Here is a 23,378-nt window from a genome sequence, read left to right as displayed (position 1 = left end):
TTATGAAGACTATCTGTTTACGAGAAACGCGACAAAAGCGGCAATAAACGCTCTCTCGCTTGTTCAAAATCTTGCTGTGTTTTATTGAGAAAGACCCAACTGTCATTTTGTTCGATCACTTGATAACCCAAGCTTTCATTAAAACGTAACGCCGCTTGGTTATGTGGTACAACCTGAGCATTGATACGAGTTATCGGTTGTTGCTCAAAACACCATTCACTTAAGCCAACCCCAACGCATATAGCGAGCATACTGCCACGGTATTTTTCATGGCCTATGTACAGCCCAGTGCTTGCGCTATCCGACTCATCTAAAGAGACATTAGCGTAACCAATCAATTGATCACGAAACCACAGAGCAAAATGATGACGATTTTTATGTGAATCTAATCGCTCAAACCATGCTTGCTGCTGCGCTTGTGAAACCTCAGACTGATCCACCATCATTAAACGAATATCGTCACGATTGCGCCATTGACGCAGCTGCTCAATATCACTTTGCTCAATGAGTCTAAATTCAATCTGATAACGCTTAAACACAACAGCCATCGCTTTTTATTACCGTCTCATTATTTTCTTAGGCATGAAGACAGCACCGTTTGCACTACACACTCAGCACCTCGACCATCCACCAATTGGCTTGCCAGCTGTGAACGCGCAGTAAGATCTGTTTGCCAGGTGTGCATCACACTTTCGACTACTTGATCCACCAACTTTAATCGCTCGCTTGGCTTACAATTAATAAAGTCCGTTGCCGAACACCAGCCTAGCGCAGCATGCTCATCAAGTGCATCTTTCTGGTTGCCTGCTACCTGAATAAAGTGCGTCGGCACCCCCATACAAGCCAGCTCAAATAAGGTGCCGCCTGCCGCAGAAATGGCAAATCGACTGTGAGCCATCAGTTCAGATACTTGGCTTACGCCTATTTGGCATTCAATAGTATGTTGTCGGCAGTAGGCTTCAACTTCTTTAGCATTTTGCACGCCAGAGCCTACCATAACCAGCAGAAATTCAGTAGGAAAGCCTATTTCAAACAATGACTTAATAAAAGGAAAGGTCAACTTTAGTGGATCTGTGCCACCAAAAGTTAACAGCAGTTTTTGCCTATCTTGCACTTGATGGGCTTGTTGACGAGAAAACTGCGGACGTAGTAAAGCAAACTGTCCGCCCGTTAAAGGAAACTGAACTGTTTCTGAGTATCGCAAAGAGAGAGGGTTTAGTAGCCAGCGACAGTTAAAATCACCACGATTGTTATTATCGTCCAGCACTAGAAGATTAGGATTAAGCTTAAATAGCTTATTGATAGCTGACACATCGTAGCCATAATGGTCCAGCACTAAGATATCTGCTTGATGGGCCAATTCATACCACTCTGACTCAGACTCAAAAACAAAGTCACCCTCATTAGAAAAGTCAGCGCATGAGGCATGCACGACGAAACAAACCTCAGCACCTTGCTCAGTAAAGGATTCTGCAAGCACTTCGCTGCGCACACGATGCCCCATACCGATATGTACGGAAGCATCGGCGCGAATGACAACGTTTAGTCGAGAATGTCCCATGATAATGGCTGACCTAACTGAACATCAGCACTTAACGTGCGACCAATGACTTCATTCCAGTGCTTTGGCGCCACCCCCAATGAAGGTCGAATGATTTTAATATGCTCGGGGCGAAGCAAAGTACCTGCCGGCAGGTCTTGGGCAATATAAATGGAACGTCGGTATTTTTTGGCCTTTTGTTCGGCTTCAGAGCCACCGTATTTGACCGTACCAATCGCTGCATAAGCCTGTCGGCAATTCTCAACGAGCACTGCCATTTCAGCAGGCTCAATAGAAAATTCTGCATCCACGCCGCCAGCAGAGCGATCCAGCACAAAGTGCTTTTCGATCACACTGGCACCCAAGGCAATCGATGCCACTGCAGCTCCGATACCACGAGTATGGTCGGATAATCCCACTCGACAACCAAATCGCTTCGCTAAATCCGGAATGGTGGCAAGATTGGAATCTTCCATCTTTGCTGGGTACGTACTGGTACATTTGAGCAATATCAACTCTGCTTCACTGATATGGCGGAAAGCTGCGACGGCCTCTTCAATCTCTTCAATAGACGCCATACCAGTAGACATAATGGCCGGCTTACCCGTGGCAGCAATCTTTTGAATCAAAGGGATGTCGGTCAACTCAAACGACGCTACCTTATAAAGAGGTACATTTAAGCTTTCAAGAAATGCTACAGCGGAGGCATCAAATGGCGAACTAAAGGCCACCAGACCTAAGGAAGCTGCATAGTCAAACAGTGGTTGATGCCACTCCCAAGGCGTACAAGCTTTGCCATACAGATCATAGAGGTTCTGACCTTGCCACAAACTATCTGCTTCACCAATCATAAACTCTTCATTACGCACATTCAGCGTCATGGTGTCAGCTGTGTAGGTTTGTAGCTTAATCGCATCCACACCCGCATCCGCTGCCGCTTTGATCATCGCTTTTGCGGTATCAAAGTCTTGATCGTGGTTGCCGGATAGCTCAGCGATGATAAAAGGAGACGTCAACACAAAAACACCTCTAGCCGTTATAGTTACGAATTAAGTGATCATCACCCTTATCGATGAAATCAGAAGCCTGCTTGAGCATTTCAGGCATTTCATCCAAAAACTCACACCAGATATCGAATACTTCTTTTGATTTCTCTATCGCTACATTTTCATTTTCGATCTGGTAAAGAACAGACAAAATAAGAAATGCTGAGGAAGTAAAAGAACCTTTTAATAAATCATAAAGGTAACGGGCTTTCGTCGCTTTCATCAGATACAGAGTACGATGATACTGCCACAGTAACTGTACAACTTGCTCTCTAGACTCCAAGTTTTTCCAGCCTGATTTCAGCATAAGTGCCGTATCCATGAACTCATTGACTTTCAGTGCTGTCTCTGGAGCAACATCTAGGAGTGACGCAGGAGGTTTGCAAGTGAACGTTTTATATAACGTCTCAATCAGCACTTCCTTATTGAAAGGCTCATCAAATATCATCACATCATCAATAGCCAAAGGCTCAGCCCCATCTATCTTGGCGCCATTTGATAAATTATAACAATTCAGCCTTTTCACTTTATGCATACGATTTAATAAAGCCTCTAGCTGAATCCGAGACATATGCATGTAGTTTGTTGAGTAAACCGTCCCCCCAAAGTTACCAGGAACAGGAATCGTTTTTTCCAATGCAAAGCTTTGGAAGCCGTTTTCTTTTCCATCTTTGTAATAACCACTGTGTTTTGAGTGATGGTTTTCATGGCTTAAGTAACCATTATCAACACCTAAAAAGTATAAGTTTTTAAAGCCAAAGTAATCACAATAAGAAAGCGCTAAGTTTGCAACAAAAGGCGCCGAGTGATTCATTTGCATGTATGACTTGCCCTCAGATGCCAGTGCCGTTCCTATTAGAGTTACAATTGCTTCTCCAGGTTTACCACCGGTCATTGTGCGATCAAAGTACTGATAGAAGTCTGGATGCATTACATCAACAGTTAAGCCAACAACGTCACTTAATTCACCTTCATCAAAGAAAGTTAATTTATCAACAGTCTGCCTCATGCGTTCAACATCTACATGAAAATCAGGCTTTATACCGACCTTGCGCAAGGTATTAATTGTCGAGCCGCAGGAAATAACAATGACCTTATCTCTAACCTCTTTTAGCAGCTCAATACCATTGTCTAATGATGGCCCATTACCCAATATAAATACTGGGATCTCTTGCTGCCAACGGGGAAGTTTTTTGTTCAAATCAAATAAACAGAGATCCATTTTAGGTAACGCTTTAAGCCCTTGCGCCACACCAATTAAGGCATCATCAAAGAATCCCCACCCCATCGCTTGACGTGGATAGCTTAAGCGAAACTCTTCGAAGGACTCTTCAAGTGCAGGACTTTTATAGCCTCGATACAGATATGTCTCAGGCGCCAAAAAGAAGCCATTTTCTTCCAATTGCACTAAGTATTTGTCAGTAATATCTTTTGGCGGCACGCCTAACAAGAAATTTATCGTATGCCCATCACGGTTAAAGTGCTCAAGAATAGGCTGCCAATCAATAGCAAATAACGAGTAGTAGAAGTAGTCTAAATCTCGTTCATAAATGTATAAGTGTTTAATATCTCTAAGGGAAACAAGTTGTTCAAGTTGATAACCAAACTCCAAGCCAAATAGCACCATAGCAGGAACAAACTTAGGTAGACTAACTGGTCTTTTATGCTCTTCTTTTTCTCGATAAAAAACATCAATCATCCTATTTCCGTACTGTACATGACGACTAGGATGCGCCTGATTTTGAGCTAAATCCAAGTGGGTTTTAAAAGGCTTCTTAAGAAAAGCATTCACCTTTTTAATAGCATTTTCTTTCGGAGTATCAGAGAAAAGAGAGGTTTTTAAGGCTGAATCGTATAAATTTAAGTCACCACATGCCTCTAGATAGACCGCCCGATTTGTTGGCTTAAAGTCTTTGAATTCATCGTAAATATGTGGCATCACCGCAGCAAACAAGTTCATATTATCGCGGTAACGGTTTGAGAAATAATCATCCTTTTCTTTCAATCGTTTCTGACCATCTTCCACGGTCTTCACAACGGATTGAATTTTTGAAATAGATTCTTGGAGAATTTGGTCAAGCACGTTTTGAAGCCTTACTGTATTGCTTTAAGCCTTTTTTAGCTTTATTGATTTTTTTGAGATCGGTAGAAGCGACTTTAAGCTCGTTTTGACAATACGACTGAATCACTAGATAAAGCTCTATGAATGACTTTAATGCACTGTTAAAGGCCTCATCAGAGGTAGCAGAGAGCTTTGAAATGCTCTCTTGATTGGCTAATACTAATTTATTAATTCTTACAAAATCACTTTCGTCAAAAGCTTGTTGCATTTGTGAAGTCAAATGCTCTAGCTGATCAAGTGTCATATTATGCCGTACCAAGTCTTTGCTCAGCTTGCATCGCATAGGCTTCCTGCTTGTCAGCTTCCCCTATTTGATCCCACGCACCTTTAATTTGTAATAGAAGAGCCATCACACTGTCTATTTTTTCAATGTCCATATTTAGACTGGCTTCATGAATCTGAGCAATCATAAACTCGTACAAAGAATCAAGATTATCTACTAACTCAGGGTTGGCATCACGTTCGAGAGAATCTCTTAAAGCGTTAATAATCTCAACCACACGCGTTAGTGTACTGGATTTGGCTTCCATATCTCGTCGTTCTATGAAGCCTTTACTTAATGCAAGACGCTCTAGTGCGCCTTGCATTAAAAGTTGTATTACACGATGCGGATCTGCAGATGCTAAATCTGATTTTAACGAACCCTTCTTATATTCGTTAATACCTTTATTACCGTACATATAAACCTCTTTAGCAATTAGCTGCTGCTTAAGCTACTTAGCTGAGTCAGTAAGTAGTCTCCATTTGAAGACATACTAGCGAGAAGAGTATCGAGCGTCGTAAACCTTTCACGTAACTGCTCTTCATACAACTCCATTCTGTATTCGTAATTCTCAAGCTGTGTTTCTGTGTTATCAGCAGATTCCTGTGACGCATCAACCATATCTTTTAGAAGACCACCAGAACCAGTGAAGTTGTCTAGGTAGTCTGACATGATATTTGCAAGACCATTTTCAGACGAAAACAATGTCACAACATCATCGTAGCTTTCATCCATCGCCTCACTGAACTTAGTTGAGTCAATAGATAAAAAGTTGTTGTCATCCATCTCTATACCAAGATCAAAGATAGAGCTCAGCGCACCAGCATTATCAAATACTGTCATAAGGTCTGAATTCAATGAGGACTCAAGCCCTCGAATCAGGCTGCTGCCATTCAGCACAGCATCCGTTGCAGTATAAGTATCGAATTTCGTCAACAGAGCATTATAAGACTCAACAAATGACTCCAATGTCTCCTTAACCGTTTCCGTATCATAACTCACAGTCGATTTAGCTGTTTCTAAACTGCCCGTACCATCATCTTCGGACTCTGCCAACGCTTTTATTGTCAGCCCAGAAACCGCATTTTCAAAAGTATTTGTATCACTATTAATAGTAATGCCATCAACCGTGATAATTGCGTCTTGTGCCCCATCTCCCGTCGCAATACTAAGCCCTGCAGTGCCCGCCCCAGTTGCAACAGAAGAAACACTATCTAGCGACTCGTCAGTATTAGTAACAACTAAATCGTTGCCAGCACCAGAAACATCAGAATTTAAAGTGAGATAAACATTACCATTGCCGTCGTCAACTAGGTTAGCCGATACGCCAAAGTTATCCGATGCATCATTAATCTGTTCACGTAACTCAGAAAGAGTCGTATCAGCCGCTACCGAAATGGTAAACGTCTCATCACCTGCTGTGAAAGTGAGATCGCCACCCGTTGCTGACACAACATCATCGCTAGAAGAGAAAAGGCCACCAGCAGAAACGCTCCGAGATCCTTGGGCAAGCTGGGTAACCGAAATATTGTATGAGCCATTTGAAGCATCACTGTCTGCAGTAACCGAGACAATATCACCTGAACTAGGTTGAGTCGTTGTCGCAGTCCGTCCGGTGAACAAACTTTCATCACTCAAGTCTTCAACTGCATCCTCAAACGCTTCAAGAGCGGATTTTATGGCACCGTATGCAGACACTTCAGATTCATAATCAGAAATTTTATCTTCATACGCAGCTACCTTAGTATCACGCTGCACACTAACCATGTTAGTAACTAGCGTTTCCAAGTCTAAGCCTGAGCCGACACCTAACGATGTAACCGACATAAATCCTCTCTTTCAGCTAAACAGCTGATATTACACTTCACTATTGATTAAGTTTCCTTTTAAATCAGTCAACTCACCAAAAATACTATCTAAGCGCTTTGACATTTCAAGAAACTCTTCCGATGGAATCTGCCTAACCAAATCCCCCGTTTCTTGATCAACAACTTTAACGATATTATCAGATCCGTCTTCTGTCATTTCAAAAGACAAACCAACACTAAGCTGGCGCATCTTAACATTCACTTCTTCCATTTTTGCTTCATCGACCAACTCTTGGCTTGATGAGCTTTCTGAAGAAGCAAGATCATTGCCACTTTTGGAATCTTCTGACGTATTACTTATATCGGCAGATTGCTTTATAACTTGAGACTCTTTTTGCTTCGCCTCAACAAATTCTTGTTCACTGACTTGAGTTTGTTGACCTGTTTGCAAAGAAGACAAAGAGCTTCTTGAAAAATCAGAACTAATAGACATGGGCTCTCTCCCAAAAACAAAAAAGCTGGAGTAATACTCCAGCTTTTAGATATTACTCTATTAACCTAATAAGGATAGCGCAGTTTGAGGACGCTGGTTAGCCTGAGCAAGAATAGATGAACTTGCTTGCTGTAGAATTTGCGCACTTGTCAATGAAGCAGTCTCAGTTGCGAAGTCTGTATCACGGATACGAGAACGTGCAGCGGAAACGTTTTCAGAGATATTACTCAAGTTACTGATAGTAGATGAGAAACGGTTCTGCACCGCACCCAGCTCAGCTCGTTTTGAGTCAACCGCAGCAATCATACTATCAATCGCAGCAATCATACTTTGAGCATTGTCTGCAGAAGAGATAGAGATAGTTGTAGAAGTAAGACCACTTACTGTCGCTGCTTGACCAAGACCAGACACAGTGAAACCACCTGCTGAAGCAACAGAAATAGAACCGTTAGATCCAATAGTTCCCATAGAGAAACTGATTGTTTGGTTCGCATCTGCACCTACCTGGAAAGTACCAGTATATGTTCCATCAAGCAGATTTTGACCACCAAAAGTAGTTGTACTTGCTACACGGTTAATTTCTTCACCAAGCGCTTCCATCTCTTGTTGTAGCGCTAGACGGTCTTTATCAGTGTTTGAACCGTTGGCAGACTGAACTGCAAGCGTACGCATACGCTGAAGCATGTTAGTAGTCTCGTCCATCGCACCCTCAGCAGTTTGTGCTAGAGAGATACCATCGTTCGCGTTACGAACCGCTTGGTTCAAGCCGTTGATCTGAGAAGTCAAACGGTTAGAAATCTGCAAACCCGCAGCATCATCAGACGCACTGTTGATTCGCAAACCGGAAGACAAACGTTGATATGCAGTATCAAGCGTATTGCCAGATTTCATCAACTGGTTCTGAGCATTCAGAGATGAAGTATTAGTATTTACATATAAAGCCATAATAGCCTCCTAGTTTCGCCATGGGGCTTGCTGCCAAGCAAACCTTTAATCGGTGAAAAGATCGCCAAATCCAAATTCACCTTAAACCTCTTGTAGACGTTAACGGCTTACTAAAAAACAACTTTAGCTTTTTTTTGATATTTTTTTCCGCAAGCGGCAAAAAACAACCCTATCGAGCGGCAAAGTATTGTTTTTAATAACTTTTTCAAAGCAATTATTTTGCTTTTAAATCCAAAAAAAAGTCGCCTAAAAGACGATCAAACACTCTTCATAAAATAATATTGTATTGGCACGTAGATTGCTCAGTTAAAACATGGGGGCCTGCCAAGCCCCCATAAAAAAAGCCAAGTGCGCTAACACTTGGCTCAAAAATCACTTCTAGGAGTAAGAAGCGAGAAAGGTTTCGAATGCCTTCGCCAAACCTCTTGCCTCCGGCATTCGAAATATGCTTCAAGATATGAGCGGCCTGATCAGCCGCTCTTTTTTTATGTATTAACCCCCTAGCAAAGAAAGCGCTGTTTGAGGACGCTGATTCGCCTGAGCAAGAATAGTAGAACTGGCTTGCTGTAGAATCTGCGCACTTGTCAATGTCGCTGTTTCCTCTGCAAAGTCTGCGTCACGAATACGTGAACGTGCAGCCGATACGTTTTCAGAAATATTACTCAAGTTACTGATAGTAGATGAAAAACGGTTTTGCACCGCACCCAACTCAGCACGTTTAGAGTCAACTGCCGCAATCATACTATCAAGTGCAGAGATCACACTTTGTGCGTTTGCAGCCGTTGAAATAGAAATAGTAGTTGATGACAAACCAGATACCGTTGCAGCTTGACCAAGTCCTGATACAGTAAAACCACCGTTACCAGATAGGTCAATCGAATCAGCGCCACCAGTACCAGTCATTGAGAAACTAATTGTTTGGTTTGCATCCGCACCTACTTGGAAGGTCCCAGAATAAGTACCATCTAGTAGATTCTGACCACCAAATGTTGTCGTACTCGCAACACGGTTAATTTCTTCCGCAAGCTGCTCCATCTCTTGCTGCAAGGCAACACGGTCCTTATCAGTGTTAGAACCGTTTGCAGATTGGATAGCAAGGGTACGCATACGCTGCAACATGTTAGTTGTCTCATCCATCGCACCTTCAGCTGTTTGCGCTAATGAAATACCGTCGTTAGCGTTACGTACTGCTTGGTTAAGACCATTAACCTGAGAAGTAAGACGGTTAGAGATTTGCAAGCCTGCTGCATCGTCTGCTGCACTGTTAATACGTAAGCCCGAAGACAAACGTTGGTAAGCCGTATCAAGAGTGTTACCAGAGCTCATTAACTGACGTTGAGCATTAAGCGATGATGTATTGGTATTTACGTACAAAGCCATGATTAAGTTCTCCTAGAAATGTAAATTCTTTATCGCAACCTTTTGATTTAGTTAGTTATTTGGTTGCATCTTGCATATTTAAGTTATCGACTCAGTAAGAAAAACCTTTAATTTTTTTTTAAATTTTTTTCTTACTTAGCATCTTTAGCTAATATGCTTTGCTGTACTTACATTTACGGTCACTAGAAGAAATTCTTTAAAGCTTTTTTAAGAAATGTGATCAATAAATCGCAAACCAAACGCCTCGGGAGACACAACCTTGGCAATGGTCACCTCACTTGTTTTATCTAATGCCAAGTCTGTCGCTGCGATGAATGTTTTTGAAGATAGGCTATACACCTGACGCACCAGAGACGGTGCTAATTTTTTACTTAATGTTAATACAAAAGCGAGCCTGCCATTTGACAGTTCAACACAAGACCCTACTGGTACCTTTCCTAGACTAGAAACAAATACCTCAAGCAACTTTCCATCAAACGCAACCCCCTGCTCTTTCTTCATACGCTCTAAGGCTTCAAAAGGCGTTAAAGCCGATTTATAAGATTGCTCAGAAGTCATCGAGTCATAGGCGTCCACTATCGCCCCAATTTTTCCATACACACTAATCTCTCCATCCGCTTTTCCTTGCGGATAGCCGGTCCCATCAAGCTTTTCGTGATGCTCCCATAACATTTGATAAATCACTTTAGGAATATCTTCATTGGCGGAGAGAATCGCCTCACTAAAGTTAAGGTGCTTCCGAGTTAGCATCAACTCCGCTTCGGTTAACTTACCAGCTTTTTGTGTAATCGCGACTGGTAGCTTAAATCGTCCTAAATCAAACACTAGAGCTGCCATCGTTATTACCTGAATATATCGAGCATCTAAGGTGAGGCTTTTAGCTAAATGACAGGCCAAGATTGCACACCCAAGACAATGCTGAGCAATATAGTCTTCAGTATTCTGAATATGTCGAATAGCTAACAAAGCATTTGGATTTCTATCGTAAGAAGCGGTAATTTTTTTGCAAAACGCCATCAACTCTTTGGTATCTAAAGGACTTCCTGATAAAGCTCTCTTCACTTCAAGCGCTATAAGTTTAATGCCCTGCTCCATAATATTCGATGCAACAGCAATTTCTTTAGAGAAAGGGGAATGCTCAATGACTATATTTGTCGAACTTTCTTTTGATACTGACTTCAACTGATCAGTAGGTGGTATTTCTTCAGAAACTTCTTCTGAAGTGGTATGCCTACCCGCTTTATAGTTGAGAATATACTCCCGAGTTGAGTCATCTAACAGCTGCCGAAAGTAAGCATATAAACTCCTACCTTTTGTGTAGCAATCTCTAGGGAGCTTTGCAAAATCTGCTCCTTTCAAACGTTTTATACTGGTGACAGATTTGCCTAAAGCAATGGAATAACAAATTAAGAGAAATTTATCTTCTGCTTCGTAACGTTGACTGTACTCTAAAGTGGATAACTGAGAATCATGGTAGGAAGCATCATAAGGCATGAACTTACTATTAAGCGTGAGCTTTAGCTCAGACAGCAATACTTGACGAATAGCAATACTAACAATGTGGTCTTTTTTACCATGTTTTTTTATGAGATTACTAACACGGGGATTTTTCAGGACAACTGAATTTAGCCCAAGAACGCTAAGCAACTCATAAACATTAAAATAGGCGAAGTCTACATTGATGCCAAATAAGGCCGTTACATCAAACTTCGCCATACCCCTTCCTTAGTTTCTATAATGAATTAAACAGTGACAAAGAACTAATACGATTAAACAAAAGCTGCGTTGCAGATAAAGCAGACTCACTCAATTCAAGCTCAGTTGTAGCTTTATAAATATCAAGTCCACCGATATTTTCTTGGGCTTGATCATTAAATATTTGCTTAGCTGAACCATATTCTGTGCGGTTATCAATAGTATTGATTCGCGCTCCAACAGACGAAGACGCTGTTGCAATATTGATTTGAGTGTTCTCTATACTGGTGGTGGCATTCAAACGATAGTACTCACGTTCTTCGTCAGATAAAGAAGTATCTCGCAGTGCATTGATCACATCCATCACCTGATTCAGCACGTTATCGCGGGTTGGTTGATCCAAAGTGATGTCTACTGTACTACCTGCCGCCCCCGCCAAAGTAAACTCCATTCCATTAAAGGTAATGGCTTCACCTGAAACATAATCTCCTGAAGCCAATATCGTCCCCGAACTATCTGTAATAGAAAATTGATCTGGAGCACCAGCGGTTGTAGTGAGAGTGTAATCATTTAGCGCAGCATTGACCGCACTATAGTTATCATCGACAAAAGAGTCATAAGCATCTTGGTCTGATATTTTATATGACAAAGTTGCTGTACCCGCTGATGCGGATGCAGTGACGGTATTTCGCGTCCAAGCATCTTGAAAAACGGTCTTCCCAGAGTCATTGGTTGCGATAGAAATAGTGTCACCAATTTGCGACATCTGTTGTGTCTCATTACCTGCGTACACATACTGACCACTAGAGTCTTTCACAAAAGCAGGTGAGCTCGAATTCGTTCCAGAGAAAATGTATTGACCATTTGAGTTTTTAGAATTCATCAAGTCTGCAACGGACGCCAACAAGGATTCCATCTCCCCTGCCAAGGTATCTAGATCATCCTGGGAATTGGCACCATTGACTGTCTGAATCAAACGTACATTGATTTCATCAAGTGTACTGTTTAGGCTTTCAAGAGCAACGGACTCGTATTCCAGCGAGTTCGTTGCTAACGTCATGTTTTGATCGTATTGCTCCAATAACTTGGTATCCGCATCATAGCGTAACAACTGGCCTGCACCATTAGGGTCATCGCTAGGCCTTACAATATCCGACTGCTCAGAGATCTTCTCTTGAACCTTTAAGTAGCGCTCATTCGCTTTCTGCATTGAAAGAGAAGACTGATTAAATATTAAGTTGGTCGTAACACGCATGAATTACCTACCCTAACGCACTTATTAGCGTTGCAAATGTACTTTGTGCAGCAGAAAGAACCTGTGCCGAAGCTGTATAGGACTGCTGATAGCGTAGCAAGTTAACCGCTTCTTCATCTAAACTCACCGCAGATACTTCATCACGTGCTGCAATTGACTTATTCATTATCGTTTCACTGGCGTCCATATTCGTCGTCAAGGTGGCCGTTAAACTGCCCACTTCGGTAACCAGTGCTGAGAATGCCTCAGTGAATGAACGTGTACCTTCTACAGTATTCTCAGTCTGCAAATTTGCCAGCTTTAGTCCATTATAATTATCCGATTCACCATCAGAGTTAAATGAAATAGAAAAGCTATCACCCGCATCAGGAGGACCGTCTAGGCTGATGTCGTAACCAGCGTCATCGGCTAAGCCCGCTTGTTCTAGTAAATTAGAATAATCTGTAATCCCTGTTAAGGTAGCCAAAACCGTACCACTACCATCTTGGATTTCGACTTCATCGCTTGCCGTAAAATACAACGTCTGAGGTGCTGCGTTGTAAAGCCCACCTGTGGCAGAAAAAGCTGAAGTAGCAGAATCAGTATCAGTAATCGAGGAAATGGAAATGGCTACATCAGATAAATTACTATCAGCTCGAGACACGGCAATCGGAGATGCTAATGCTAAATAATCGCCAGAGCGTGCACTCATTTTAATGGATTCTGCTGCATTTTTAGTTGGAGCAAACTGATATCTATCACCTTGAGCATAGCTAGGCAGTGAATCAAACGCAATTTCCACCCCAAAACCATCCACTTCAAAATAACCATCAGATGTAGGCGTAGCAGTTGTCGTATCAATAACATCCGATTCATTCGTTACATTGCCGTCAAGATCATATGTAACCAACTTAAACGTTGTTGGAGACATCATTTCAACTTCATAGGTATCAGTTGTTATTTCACTGGATGCACCATCAGTTACTCGAACTGCGATACCGTAGTCTTCATTACTATTCTCAACGTTAGCCGTTGTCTCTATTTCTGCGGTTGAAAATAGATTGATACCATAGTCACCATTCGCATCTAGACCTAACTGATTTTGTTGATTCATAGCATCCGCAAAAACAAGCGCTTGCTGACCCAACATTCGCTCAGCAGTGGTGACGAACTCATTTCGAAACTCCACTAAGCCACCAACAGCCCCACCTAGCTCATCCGTTGGTATATTTAGCTCATAGTTACCGAAGTCCAATTCAATCCCCAATTCGCCATCAGGATTATTAGTATCTGAGGTTAAGCGAAGTTCATTATTTGTACTTTGCAATACTAAGGGCTGACCTGACGCCAAGTTAACTGTCATTAACTGGTTATCATCATAGTTAACTTTAATCTCCAGATATTCTGATAATTCTTTAACCAACTGTTCCTGCTGATCTCGAAGCTCATTTGCCGAACTAGAGGTAGTCGTTTCAAGCCGATAGATCTGTTGATTAAGATTGGCAATCTGATCCGTCAAGTTGTTAATGGAGTCTATATTGCTTTCTAGCTCTTCATTAGCGAGCGTTTTTTGATCGGAGATATAGTTTGCTAAATCATTATACTGAGCCGCTAATTGCTTCAAATTAGAGTACGCATTCGACCTAGCAGCTGTATCTGTTGGGTCCGAGTTGGCCGTCTGTAAAGCACTGAATGCATTATCTAGATAGTCACTAATAGAAACACTGTCTTCCCCAATTACAGAGTCGAAAGATGTCATCATCGATTGATAGCTTTCATAAAAGCTGTAATTAGAGGTATCACTCCAAACTTGCTGGTTGATATATTGATTAACGATACGGTCAGTATCTTGAATGAGTACACCACCGCCAGATTGACTGACAGTAGCCGTTGTTTGTCGGCTGTAGCCTTCCGTATCAACGTTAGCTGTATTTTGACCAGTCGTCGTAATGCGAGCCGTACTCGACTGCAATCCGGACAAACCAATGGAATAAAGACTCGCCATGTTATCAACCTCTCAGACACGAAACGCTAATGCGCATATTTCTATATCGACTAAGAATGCAATAACTTTACCAGAATGAAGCGCTAACGCTAAAATCGTCAAACACCAAAGAAAAAGGGTCTTAAAAGGCCTTAAAGCAGGCTTTTAAACCATTTGCTAGAGAGAATATTAGAAATTTTATCTGCGTATTCAGGGTCTGTTGCGTACCCTCCTTTCTGCAAATAAGCGGCAAACATTGCCGCATTGTCACCTACTTCTAAGGCATTTTGATACCGCTCACTTGCTTTTAAAAAGTCCGCATAGTCATCAAAACTTTGTGCAAACGAATCGTACGCCCTAAATGCCGCTTTTTCTTGTTGAGCCACACCGTCACGATACTCAACAGTATTTACAAGGGCACGATCACCGGACCACCGCTGATCAGCCTTAATACCAAAAACGTTATAACTTGGAGATCCGTCACTCTTTGCCATTGGATACTTACCCCAACCTGTTTCAAGTGCCGCTTGCGCCAAAATCGCCTTAGGGTCCACCCCTAATTTTTCACCTGCTTGTTGCGCATAAGGCCACAACCCCTCAACAAAGCTATCAGGTGATTCAAATGCCACATCAGAAGCTTGGATTGATCGACTAGCACTATTGGTAGCAGCTTGAGCTAACTCATTAGCCGCTTTCTTAGCAACAGCTTGAAGCTGCTCGGTATTAAGAGTGGGAATATTACGCAGAAAGGAAACATCGCTAAGAGCACTATCCAAACCGGAGCCTTGCCCATCCGATGAAGCAACACCTTGCCCTTGAAGCTGACGAACCAAAGATTCAGCAAGCCCAATACCACCTGCATTAGCAAGAGACTGAGCCATTTGAGAATCCATCATCTCTGTGTATTGCTTGGTTTGAGCACTATCGAAGATGCCCCCACCTATATTTTCATTAGCTTGACGCATATTCTTAAACATCATGTTAATGAATATTGCCTCAAATTCCTGAGCAACCTGCTTTAACGCTGCATCAGGGTCTTGTTGGGCCTGCCGCTTCAAGTCAACAAGGGAATTAAAGTCAGCAAAAAATGCATTGTTATCAATTCGGCTCACATTAACCTCCCGTAAACATAAATCAAATGACGACTAAGTCAGCATTCAGTGCGCCAGCTTGTTTTAGTCCTTCCAAAATAGCCATTACATCACCAGGGGCAGCGCCAACTTGATTAACTGCACGCACAATATCATTAAGGGAGGCACCTTGACTGAACACAAACATATGACCACTATCTTCATCCGTTTCAATCTCTTGACGCGGTGCTAGATCTTGACCTGCTCCTGGAAAAGCCCCGTCAGGGCTCGCATTGATGGTTACAGTTAAGCTTCCGTGTGTAACGGCAGCAGGTGAAACCGTCACATCTTGCCCAATGATAATCGTACCAGTTCGAGAATTCACAACTATTTTTGCTCGCTCTCGTCCCAACTCCACATCAAGATTTTCTAAAATTGAGAGAAACGTCACTCGCTGGGAAGGATCTCGCGGTGCCGTCACCCGAATAGAGGTCGCATCCAGAGATTGTGCAACGCCAGGCCCAAGTAAACTATTAATTTTATCTGCCACCTGCTTTGCTGTTGTAAAATCAGGTCGGTTTAAATTGAAAGTGAGTGTATCGCCTCGGTTAAAACTGTTCGCTACAGCCTTCTCAACACTTGCACCATTTGGGATTCTAGCAACCGTTGGTGTCGCAATCGACTGCCGAGACCCATCAATTCCCCCGGCACCTAACCCACCTATAACTAAGTTACCTTGCGCAATGGCGTATACCTGCCCATCAGCACCTTTCAGAGCAGACAACAACAAAGTGCCGCCTTGCAAGCTACTCGCATTGCCTAATGAAGAAACCGTCACATCGATCGTTTGACCCGGTTTTGAAAAAGGAGGCAATGTTGCTGTCAAGGAAACAGCTGCCACATTATCCGCATCAGTACTGGCACCATCTGGCAAATTAATGCCAAACTGATTCAACATACTGATAAAACTCTGGTTAGTGAAATCTGTATCGTCGCCCGTACCATTTAAACCAATGACTAGGCCATAGCCAAATAGCTGGTTGTCTCGTACACCTTCAACACTCGCAATATCCTTTAATCGCTCAGCAGAAACTTGTCCAACTAAAGCAAACATACAAAGCGAGAAAATCAAGGCTTTCATAAACTAAGAACCTACTAATTAAAATGGCCACCAGCTGGTGTTTAGTGCTCGAGTCAGCCAGCCTTGTTCGCTACCTGAAGCCAGCTCTCCAGTGCCTGAATACGCTATTCTTGCATCAGCAAGTCGTGTTGACTCAACTGTATTATCTGAGCTTATGTCTGCTTCACGCACCAATCCTGACAAACGAATATACTCCTGACCACGGTTTAATGTAATCCATTTCTCACCTCGAACTGCTAGCAAGCCATTTGGATACACCTCATAAACTGTCACCGTAATACTGCCCGTCAAGCTATTACTTTGGTTGGCATTTGCATTGCCAGAGAAGTCACTATTCATACCAGGCAAACTGGTATCTAAACCAACCGGAATACCCAAAATCGTAGGATTCTCAATCGTAGCCGAAGAGGACTTAGACACAGAAGCAGCATTAGATTTTGTAGAACTCGTACTCTCAGATAAATTTACTGTCAAAATATCACCAATTTGACGAGCTTTCTTATCACCAAAGAACACATCCCCCATGCCTGCTTGATAAATCCCACCGCTACTATTTTGAGAGTACTGAACCGATGGTTGAATCACAGGTGCATAATATGGGTCATCAGAAACAGGGGCCGGCTCAACCGCCGCACACCCAACCAATATCAATGGAACACAAGCAAGCAAAAAACGCATAAGAAAAGCTCTTTATAATTGCTGATTGACGAAGCTCAACATACCATCCGCAGCCGAGATCACTTTTGAGTTCATCTCATACGCACGCTGAGTGGTAATCATATTAACCAATTCTTCGATGGAGTTAACATTTGAAGACTCTAACATCCCTTGACTCAAAGTTCCCAAGCCATCTTGCCCTGGCACCCCAACAATGGGCGCGCCACTGGCCGTTGTCTCCTGATACAAATTACTGCCCAGGAAGTTTAGACCCGTTGGGTTAATAAAGTTGGCAATCGTCAACGCTCCAACTTCTTCAGTATCGGTCTCACCTGCTCTTAAAACAGATACAACACCGTCTTCGCCAATTGTGATTTCAACAACATCGGAATCAATAGTGATGCCTGGCTCAATGAGCAAACCACTTGAGTCCACCAAATCGCCATTACTGTTAAGCTGAAACTGGCCATCACGAGTATAAGCCGTCGTGCCATCTGGCTGTATAACTTGAAAAAATCCACCACCTTGGATGGCCACATCAAGCTGTCTATCCGTGACATTATAATCGCCTTCCTCAAAGTTTTTTTGAGTCCCCGTCACACGAACACCCGCCCCTAACTGAAGACCAGAAGGCAACTCTGTATTCTGAGCAGACAAACCACCCGGAGCTCTCAATGTTTTGTACATTAAGTTTTCAAATACTGCCCTATCTTTCTTAAAGGCAGTGGTTGAAACGTTTGCCAAGTTGTTAGAAATGACCGAAAGCTGTCGATCCATTGCTGACAAACCTGTTTTAGCAACCCATAGTGCTGAATGCATAATCTTCTCCTAATCTCTACTGATTCGATTAGTTACTTTCTAGAATTCGTGCTGATGCGTTTTCATTTTCACGCACAGTGTTCATAACCTTGATATTCATTTCAAAGCGTCGAGACAACTCCATAATATTCGTCATCTCTTCGACGGCATTCACATTGCTACTCTCAAGGAAACCGGACATAACTTGAACATTATTATCTGCAAGGAGCATTTGGCCGTCTTTAGTGCGAATCAAGCCATCCTCACCTTTAGTAAGAGACTCCGGTTCCGCCGAAACCAGTTTAATCCTATTTAATGCAGTAATTTGGGTACCATCACCGCCTTGCGGGATAATTGAAATCGTACCATCTTCACTGATACTCAAATCATCCAGAGGTGGTAAAAATATCGGCCCAGTCATACCAACAACAGGCAACCCTGTACCCGTTACCAATTGCCCAGAGACCGTCAACTGTAAATCACCAGCTCTTGTGTAGACTTCCTGCCCGCTTGCATCCAAAGCTGTAATAAAACCATTCTCTTGTACCGCAACATCCATTGAACGGCCAGTTTGCTGTAGAGGCCCCATTTCAAAATTTGTGCCTGGATTTTCAGTCATGGCATAGACACGGGATGGATAGTAATCACCATTCACCTGCATTGAGCGAGCTTGTTCAAAATCAGCTCTAAAACCTGTCGTCGAAACATTTGCCAAGTTGTTTGCATGAATGGCTTGAGCATTCATAACTTGAGTGCCACCACTCATTGCTAAATACAGCGCTCTATCCATTTTGACCTCTACTTAAAAACTCATTTCTAACTATCATTAACAAATAGTGTGCCAACTTCAAAAGCTTCAAACTCAAGGCAAAAAAAAGCCCAGCATGCGCTGGGCTTTTATCTTTACCAACTAACGTTAACCAAGGTTGATTATCGTCTGTGTTACAGTGTTTTCGGTCTCTAAAGTCTTAGAGTTAGCTTGATAATTACGCTGCGCCTCAATCAGAGCCACAAGCTCTTCGGTAATATCCACGTTAGACTCTTCTAAGGCCCCACCTTGAATGCTACCAAAGGTACCTGTATTAGGCTTGCCGACATTTGCCGCCCCTGAGTCAGAGCTTGCCACCCAAGCCGTATCGCCAGCAGGCGTCAGTCCATCCACGTTATCAAAGTTGGCCAATGCTATCTGTCCAAGCACCGCAGTTTGCTGATTGGTATAAGTCGCGGTCAAGAAACCGTCTTCATCAAAACTCACGCCTTGCAGCTCACCAGCCGCATAACCATCTTGGCTAAATGTATCGGAACTAGATAATGCGTATTGGGTAGAACTTCCAAGGTCAATCTCCAATTCTGCAAACGCATCAGTTGGGTCCCAACCAGTGATACTTAGCTGGGTTGGACTCGACACAGCATAAGGAGAATAACCAATGTAAGTACCCGTGATGTTACCTTGGTTATCAAACTGAACAACTGTGTCCTCAGTTAAATATGGCACTTCCGTACCTGTCGTTGGGTCAGTATAGGTAGACTCCCCATCGACAGTAACCTTCATTTCCCATACATTGTCTTCGCCTTGCTTGATGAAATAATAACCAATAGTATGAGTCTCACCCAAGGAATCATAAACAGTGTTGGTATTACCATAGGTGTAAGTCTCAGGGTCAGTTGGATCAAACGATTGACGAGCAAAGTTATCAGGCGTTGTAAACCCAGTTGAAGCCAACGTATCAGCAACAGTTGCACCGCTGGCAAATGTCCCTGCGATACTAAAGCCAGCAGAAGAACCTGGCGCCACAATATCACCACTCACAGGTTCAGTCGTACCACTATAAATTGGTGAAAATGCTGTACCTGAAATACTACCATCAGCATCATCAAACGTGACATAGGTTTCAGCCATCCAATCAGCGCCAGTGGAATCAGTCTGCTCACCATCAACAGTGACATAGACTTGATACGTATTAGCCGTCTCTGATTTTGCGTAGTAGTACGTTACTGCATGCTGAACACCACCACTGTCAGCAACGTTTTGCGTCTGAGTAAATGTGTATGTGTCAGGATCACTTGGATCAAAAGAAGATGCGATATAGGGAGGCACATCATCTGCTCGCGAATCCAAGTTCGTCTCAATAGTAACTTCTGTACTTGCTTCAGGGGCAATACGCTCTGTTGGCACAACTAAGTCTTCAAGACTACCGCCAATCACGCCATTTACTGCATTATAACCTTGAACATAAGCACCATCATTGGTGACTAAATAACCCTCTTCATCCAGCTTAAAGTCACCAGCACGCGTATATGCTTGAGTACCACCAACATCCAGAACAAAGAAACCACTTCCATCTACAGCTAAGTCCAAGTTGTTATCTGTGTACGAAATGTTACCTGCTGAGAACTCTTGAGCAATGTTATTGACGCTCACGCCGCTACCGATAGTGTTGTTACTACCAGCTCCAATAACACTACTACTGTAAAGGTCTCCAAACTCAACTCGAGACTTCTTAAAACCCGTTGTGTCAGAGTTTGCAATATTATTACCCGTAGTGCTGAGATAGTCAGCGGACGCTTTTATACCTGAAAGTGCTGTATTAAAACCCATTTTAATTTCCTCCGCTAACTGACGATTTCAATCTCGTCACTAAGTGCTAAACTGCCGTAACCTTGAACATTCAAAGTTGTTCCATCTGAACCATTAATAGTGACACTATTAATTCTAGCTGGAACCTGAGTACTTAACTCTGTTACTTCACCATCTGCATTGCGTGAAGTCACACTAAATGTATATTCACCATTTTCAACAACATTACCGTCATCATCCGTACCATCCCATGTATAACTTTCATCCGTAAGCGTGACCGACTTAACGACCTCACCACTGGAATCTAAGATGTTTAAAGTCGTTGTTTGGGCATCATCTGGAAATGACGTTTTGATGGATACTGAGCTACCATCCGTCACAGTCGCCGACTCCCCATCAACATAAACCGACTTGCCAACGAGAGTTGAGGCCGTTAACGCTTGGTTAGACATCAGAGCCTCAGTCATCGAAGACATCTCTGTTGCCATTGCTGTCAAACGCTCTAACGAACTGAATTGAGCCATTTGTGAGACCATATCACCGGTATCTTGAGGCTCTGTAGGATCTTGATTCTTTAACTGCTCAATATAAAGCTGCAAAAAGACATCTTGATCCGCTAAACCATCAGAGCTTTCAGTACTAGTAGTGGTAGTAATACCAGAACTTGCCTTAGCCTCATCTGTACCGTACTGGGATATCAGACTTGATAGTGCAGAAGTGGTAGAAATATCAGACATCATTCACCCCCTTAGGACTGACCTAAGGTCAACATTTTCTGCATCATGGTTTTAGCAGAATTCATAATTTCAACGTTGGTTTGGAACGAACGTGAAGCCGACATCATGTCCGCCATTTCTTCTACTGGATTCACATTCGGATAGAAAACATAGCCTTCTTCATTTGCCATCGGACTATTTGGCTCGTAACGAGGCTGAAGCGGCGCATCAGACTCAACAATCCCTGCCACCTGCACTCCCATACCAGACACACCGTCAGCTAAATCATCTGAAGCATTCCAGCCACGTTCACGCATTGCATCAGTCATCATTTGCTCAAACACAGGCTTGCGCGCACGGTAAGTTTGGTCAGCAGAACTGGCGACACTGTCAGCGTTCGCAATATTACTCGCCACCGTGTTGAGGCGAACAGTCTGAGCACTCATTGCAGAGCCAGAAATAGCGAAAATATTACTTAATGACATTATTATTGCCCTCCGGTCAGTGCTTTTTTCATGCCGCTAATTTTTCTATCTAGAAACATAAAACTGGTGTCAAACTGCAAGGAGTTTTGTGCGTACTCAGCTTGCTCTCGCTGCATGTCGACGGTATTGCCATCCAATGAAGGTTGACTAGTATTTCTGTAGAGTAACTCATCAGATGTTGCCAAACTGCTTTCTGCATGAATATGCTGATCATCCGAACCTGACAGTGTCATACGCTCTCTTTCAGATGACAACATGTCCTCGAATGAAATATCGCGAGCTTTGTAATTTGGAGTGTCTGCATTGGCGATATTATTTGCTAATACAGATGCTCTTTCTGTGCGAAACAGTAACATCTGATCATGACCTGCAAATGCGTCTTTAAATGAAATCGCCATAACACTCCAAAGCAATTGAACTCTAACTATAGCTTCTACTAAGCAAACTTAGTGCCAAATAAATAACTCATATTTTTCAATAACTTATAAATAATGAAAGCGAAAGGCGGCAATAGGCGGCAACAAAAAAAACGGCAACTTTTTGAAGTTGCCGTTTTTATAGAAAGCCTGAAAAAGTGTATTATTTAGCTTTATAAACAATACCTGGATGACATTGAACGATATCAAACAGAGAGGAAAGCCCACTTAAGGCTTCAGAGCCACCTAGAAATAAATAACCACCAGGATTAAGCGCTGCGTGCATTCTCTTCAAAATGTCTAATTTAGTCTCTGCAGTAAAATAAATCAGAACATTTCTACAAAAGATGACGTCAAATTTGCCAAGTGTTGTAAACGAATCGATTAGGTTTAAATGCCTAAATTCAACTCGAGAGGCAATATTGGGCTTTACCTTCCATACTGTAGTACTCAGCTTATCAAAGTATCGATTTTGATTGTCTGGACTTAGCCCTCGAGCAATTGCCAAACTATCGTACTCAGCTTGCTTTGCATGCTGCAGAATATTAGTACAAATATCCGTCGCAACAATTCTTTCCCCTGCTTTTAACGAGCCAGGCTTTGATTGTTTAAACTCTTCTAGAATCATACTGATAGAGTATGGTTCTTGGCCAGTGGAAGAAGCTGCTGACCAAATGCGTATGGGACGCTTATCCATTTGCGGGAGAATCATCTCTTTGAGAATTTTAAAAGGGTGACTGTCCCTAAACCACAACGTTTCATTTGTGGTCATGGCATTAATCACTTCTTCCCGCAGTTTTGACGTTCTTCCACCTCGCTCTAACAGGTTCACTAGATCTTCAAGCTTAGAGCAATTTTCACGCTCTAATAATTTCCCTAAACGACTCGCTACCAAGTACTGCTTATTATCACTTAAAGCTATGCCACTCTCTTTTTCAAGATATTTACGAAAGCGATCATATCCTTGAGGTGATATAGAACCAGAACTACTTAGCATGGACACTCCTT

At 42.5% G+C, this 23,378-nt stretch carries 23 protein-coding genes; all 23 read right to left on the bottom strand.

The annotated features are described in order from the left end of the window. Positions 1 to 17: 17 nt before the first annotated feature. The 23 genes from JHD44_RS00390 to JHD44_RS00280 all read right to left on the bottom strand — a co-directional run bounded on the left by JHD44_RS00390 (position 18) and on the right by JHD44_RS00280 (position 23,367). Positions 18 to 548: a GNAT family N-acetyltransferase gene (locus JHD44_RS00390; RefSeq protein ID WP_199459977.1), complete on the bottom strand. Its 531-nt coding sequence runs from the start codon at positions 546 to 548 to the stop codon at positions 18 to 20. Positions 549 to 568: 20 nt separating this feature from the next. Continuing rightward, complete coding sequence (locus JHD44_RS00385) at positions 569 to 1,561, bottom strand: PseG/SpsG family protein (protein WP_199459975.1); 993 nt, start codon at positions 1,559 to 1,561, stop codon at positions 569 to 571. Continuing rightward, the gene (pseI, locus tag JHD44_RS00380) at positions 1,543 to 2,559 is read right to left on the bottom strand and encodes a pseudaminic acid synthase (protein ID WP_199459973.1); all 1,017 of its coding nucleotides are present in this window, start codon (positions 2,557 to 2,559) and stop codon (positions 1,543 to 1,545) included. Before pseI ends, JHD44_RS00385 begins: the two co-directional genes overlap by 19 nt. Before the next feature lie 10 nt (positions 2,560 to 2,569). Then, on the bottom strand, positions 2,570 to 4,669 hold the full coding sequence (locus JHD44_RS00375) for a 6-hydroxymethylpterin diphosphokinase MptE-like protein (RefSeq protein ID WP_325097020.1): 2,100 nt from the start codon (positions 4,667 to 4,669) through the stop codon (positions 2,570 to 2,572). Continuing rightward, complete coding sequence (locus tag JHD44_RS00370; protein ID WP_199459971.1) at positions 4,662 to 4,952, bottom strand: hypothetical protein; 291 nt, start codon at positions 4,950 to 4,952, stop codon at positions 4,662 to 4,664. Before JHD44_RS00370 ends, JHD44_RS00375 begins: the two co-directional genes overlap by 8 nt. Position 4,953: 1 nt before the next feature. After that, positions 4,954 to 5,388 (bottom strand): flagellar export chaperone FliS, encoded by a 435-nt coding sequence (fliS, locus tag JHD44_RS00365; protein WP_199459969.1) that lies wholly within the window; start codon positions 5,386 to 5,388, stop codon positions 4,954 to 4,956. Between the two features lie 17 nt (positions 5,389 to 5,405). After that, complete coding sequence (fliD, locus tag JHD44_RS00360) at positions 5,406 to 6,797, bottom strand: flagellar filament capping protein FliD (RefSeq protein WP_199459967.1); 1,392 nt, start codon at positions 6,795 to 6,797, stop codon at positions 5,406 to 5,408. 30 nt (positions 6,798 to 6,827) lie between these two features. Continuing rightward, positions 6,828 to 7,271 carry a flagellar protein FlaG gene (locus tag JHD44_RS00355; RefSeq protein WP_199459966.1) on the bottom strand — a complete coding sequence of 148 codons (444 nt, stop codon included), beginning with the start codon at positions 7,269 to 7,271 and terminating at the stop codon, positions 6,828 to 6,830. 60 nt (positions 7,272 to 7,331) lie between these two features. Next, positions 7,332 to 8,216 (bottom strand): flagellin, encoded by an 885-nt coding sequence (locus tag JHD44_RS00350; RefSeq protein WP_199459964.1) that lies wholly within the window; start codon positions 8,214 to 8,216, stop codon positions 7,332 to 7,334. A gap of 492 nt (positions 8,217 to 8,708) precedes the next feature. Further along, positions 8,709 to 9,596: a flagellin gene (locus tag JHD44_RS00345; RefSeq protein ID WP_199459962.1), complete on the bottom strand. Its 888-nt coding sequence runs from the start codon at positions 9,594 to 9,596 to the stop codon at positions 8,709 to 8,711. A 207-nt stretch (positions 9,597 to 9,803) separates the two neighbouring features. Beyond that, positions 9,804 to 11,312 carry an HD-GYP domain-containing protein gene (locus tag JHD44_RS00340; RefSeq protein ID WP_199459961.1) on the bottom strand — a complete coding sequence of 503 codons (1,509 nt, stop codon included), beginning with the start codon at positions 11,310 to 11,312 and terminating at the stop codon, positions 9,804 to 9,806. Between the two features lie 16 nt (positions 11,313 to 11,328). Continuing rightward, positions 11,329 to 12,546 carry a flagellar hook-associated protein FlgL gene (gene flgL, locus JHD44_RS00335; protein WP_199459959.1) on the bottom strand — a complete coding sequence of 406 codons (1,218 nt, stop codon included), beginning with the start codon at positions 12,544 to 12,546 and terminating at the stop codon, positions 11,329 to 11,331. 7 nt (positions 12,547 to 12,553) lie between these two features. Next, positions 12,554 to 14,530 (bottom strand): flagellar hook-associated protein FlgK, encoded by a 1,977-nt coding sequence (gene flgK / locus JHD44_RS00330; protein WP_199459957.1) that lies wholly within the window; start codon positions 14,528 to 14,530, stop codon positions 12,554 to 12,556. A 131-nt stretch (positions 14,531 to 14,661) separates the two neighbouring features. Next, on the bottom strand, positions 14,662 to 15,621 hold the full coding sequence (gene flgJ, locus JHD44_RS00325) for a flagellar assembly peptidoglycan hydrolase FlgJ (protein ID WP_199459955.1): 960 nt from the start codon (positions 15,619 to 15,621) through the stop codon (positions 14,662 to 14,664). A 22-nt stretch (positions 15,622 to 15,643) separates the two neighbouring features. After that, positions 15,644 to 16,720 (bottom strand): flagellar basal body P-ring protein FlgI, encoded by a 1,077-nt coding sequence (locus JHD44_RS00320; RefSeq protein ID WP_199459953.1) that lies wholly within the window; start codon positions 16,718 to 16,720, stop codon positions 15,644 to 15,646. Between the two features lie 18 nt (positions 16,721 to 16,738). Continuing rightward, positions 16,739 to 17,398 carry a flagellar basal body L-ring protein FlgH gene (gene flgH, locus JHD44_RS00315; protein WP_199459951.1) on the bottom strand — a complete coding sequence of 220 codons (660 nt, stop codon included), beginning with the start codon at positions 17,396 to 17,398 and terminating at the stop codon, positions 16,739 to 16,741. Positions 17,399 to 17,410: 12 nt separating this feature from the next. After that, complete coding sequence (gene flgG, locus JHD44_RS00310) at positions 17,411 to 18,196, bottom strand: flagellar basal-body rod protein FlgG (RefSeq protein WP_199459949.1); 786 nt, start codon at positions 18,194 to 18,196, stop codon at positions 17,411 to 17,413. Positions 18,197 to 18,224: 28 nt separating this feature from the next. Beyond that, positions 18,225 to 18,965: a flagellar basal-body rod protein FlgF gene (gene flgF, locus JHD44_RS00305; RefSeq protein WP_199459947.1), complete on the bottom strand. Its 741-nt coding sequence runs from the start codon at positions 18,963 to 18,965 to the stop codon at positions 18,225 to 18,227. A 126-nt stretch (positions 18,966 to 19,091) separates the two neighbouring features. After that, complete coding sequence (locus tag JHD44_RS00300; protein WP_199459945.1) at positions 19,092 to 20,774, bottom strand: flagellar hook-basal body complex protein; 1,683 nt, start codon at positions 20,772 to 20,774, stop codon at positions 19,092 to 19,094. Positions 20,775 to 20,788: 14 nt separating this feature from the next. Further along, complete coding sequence (locus tag JHD44_RS00295; protein ID WP_199459943.1) at positions 20,789 to 21,490, bottom strand: flagellar hook assembly protein FlgD; 702 nt, start codon at positions 21,488 to 21,490, stop codon at positions 20,789 to 20,791. A gap of 11 nt (positions 21,491 to 21,501) precedes the next feature. Then, entirely contained in the window at positions 21,502 to 21,954 is a 453-nt protein-coding gene (flgC, locus tag JHD44_RS00290) for a flagellar basal body rod protein FlgC (protein WP_199459941.1), read from the bottom strand. Positions 21,955 to 21,956: 2 nt separating this feature from the next. Continuing rightward, positions 21,957 to 22,352: a flagellar basal body rod protein FlgB gene (flgB, locus tag JHD44_RS00285; protein WP_199459939.1), complete on the bottom strand. Its 396-nt coding sequence runs from the start codon at positions 22,350 to 22,352 to the stop codon at positions 21,957 to 21,959. Between the two features lie 181 nt (positions 22,353 to 22,533). Further along, a complete protein-coding gene (locus JHD44_RS00280; protein ID WP_199459937.1) occupies positions 22,534 to 23,367 on the bottom strand; it encodes a CheR family methyltransferase in 834 nt (277 codons plus the stop codon). Positions 23,368 to 23,378: the final 11 nt, after the last annotated feature.

Origin of the sequence: Marinomonas ostreistagni (assembly GCF_016461785.1) — a bacterium.
GTDB lineage: Bacteria > Pseudomonadota > Gammaproteobacteria > Pseudomonadales > Marinomonadaceae > Marinomonas > Marinomonas ostreistagni_A.
The sequence above is the reverse complement of the archived record's forward strand: the minus strand, read 5'-3'. Positions and strand labels throughout refer to the sequence as shown.

What these genes read in the sequence shown, in the direction of transcription:
- JHD44_RS00390 (WP_199459977.1), bottom strand. Translation starts at nt 548, where the DNA reads ATGGCTGTTGTGTTTAAGCGTTATCAGATTGAATTTAGACTCATTGAG.
- JHD44_RS00385 (WP_199459975.1), bottom strand. Translation starts at nt 1,561, where the DNA reads ATGGGACATTCTCGACTAAACGTTGTCATTCGCGCCGATGCTTCCGTA.
- JHD44_RS00370 (WP_199459971.1), bottom strand. Translation starts at nt 4,952, where the DNA reads ATGACACTTGATCAGCTAGAGCATTTGACTTCACAAATGCAACAAGCT.
- fliS (WP_199459969.1), bottom strand. Translation starts at nt 5,388, where the DNA reads ATGTACGGTAATAAAGGTATTAACGAATATAAGAAGGGTTCGTTAAAA.
- fliD (WP_199459967.1), bottom strand. Translation starts at nt 6,797, where the DNA reads ATGTCGGTTACATCGTTAGGTGTCGGCTCAGGCTTAGACTTGGAAACG.
- JHD44_RS00355 (WP_199459966.1), bottom strand. Translation starts at nt 7,271, where the DNA reads ATGTCTATTAGTTCTGATTTTTCAAGAAGCTCTTTGTCTTCTTTGCAA.
- JHD44_RS00350 (WP_199459964.1), bottom strand. Translation starts at nt 8,216, where the DNA reads ATGGCTTTATATGTAAATACTAATACTTCATCTCTGAATGCTCAGAAC.
- JHD44_RS00345 (WP_199459962.1), bottom strand. Translation starts at nt 9,596, where the DNA reads ATGGCTTTGTACGTAAATACCAATACATCATCGCTTAATGCTCAACGT.
- JHD44_RS00340 (WP_199459961.1), bottom strand. Translation starts at nt 11,312, where the DNA reads ATGGCGAAGTTTGATGTAACGGCCTTATTTGGCATCAATGTAGACTTC.
- flgL (WP_199459959.1), bottom strand. Translation starts at nt 12,546, where the DNA reads ATGCGTGTTACGACCAACTTAATATTTAATCAGTCTTCTCTTTCAATG.
- flgK (WP_199459957.1), bottom strand. Translation starts at nt 14,530, where the DNA reads ATGGCGAGTCTTTATTCCATTGGTTTGTCCGGATTGCAGTCGAGTACG.
- JHD44_RS00320 (WP_199459953.1), bottom strand. Translation starts at nt 16,720, where the DNA reads ATGAAAGCCTTGATTTTCTCGCTTTGTATGTTTGCTTTAGTTGGACAA.
- flgH (WP_199459951.1), bottom strand. Translation starts at nt 17,398, where the DNA reads ATGCGTTTTTTGCTTGCTTGTGTTCCATTGATATTGGTTGGGTGTGCG.
- flgG (WP_199459949.1), bottom strand. Translation starts at nt 18,196, where the DNA reads ATGCATTCAGCACTATGGGTTGCTAAAACAGGTTTGTCAGCAATGGAT.
- flgF (WP_199459947.1), bottom strand. Translation starts at nt 18,965, where the DNA reads ATGGATAGAGCGCTGTATTTAGCAATGAGTGGTGGCACTCAAGTTATG.
- JHD44_RS00300 (WP_199459945.1), bottom strand. Translation starts at nt 20,774, where the DNA reads ATGGGTTTTAATACAGCACTTTCAGGTATAAAAGCGTCCGCTGACTAT.
- JHD44_RS00295 (WP_199459943.1), bottom strand. Translation starts at nt 21,490, where the DNA reads ATGTCTGATATTTCTACCACTTCTGCACTATCAAGTCTGATATCCCAG.
- flgC (WP_199459941.1), bottom strand. Translation starts at nt 21,954, where the DNA reads ATGTCATTAAGTAATATTTTCGCTATTTCTGGCTCTGCAATGAGTGCT.
- flgB (WP_199459939.1), bottom strand. Translation starts at nt 22,352, where the DNA reads ATGGCGATTTCATTTAAAGACGCATTTGCAGGTCATGATCAGATGTTA.
- JHD44_RS00280 (WP_199459937.1), bottom strand. Translation starts at nt 23,367, where the DNA reads ATGCTAAGTAGTTCTGGTTCTATATCACCTCAAGGATATGATCGCTTT.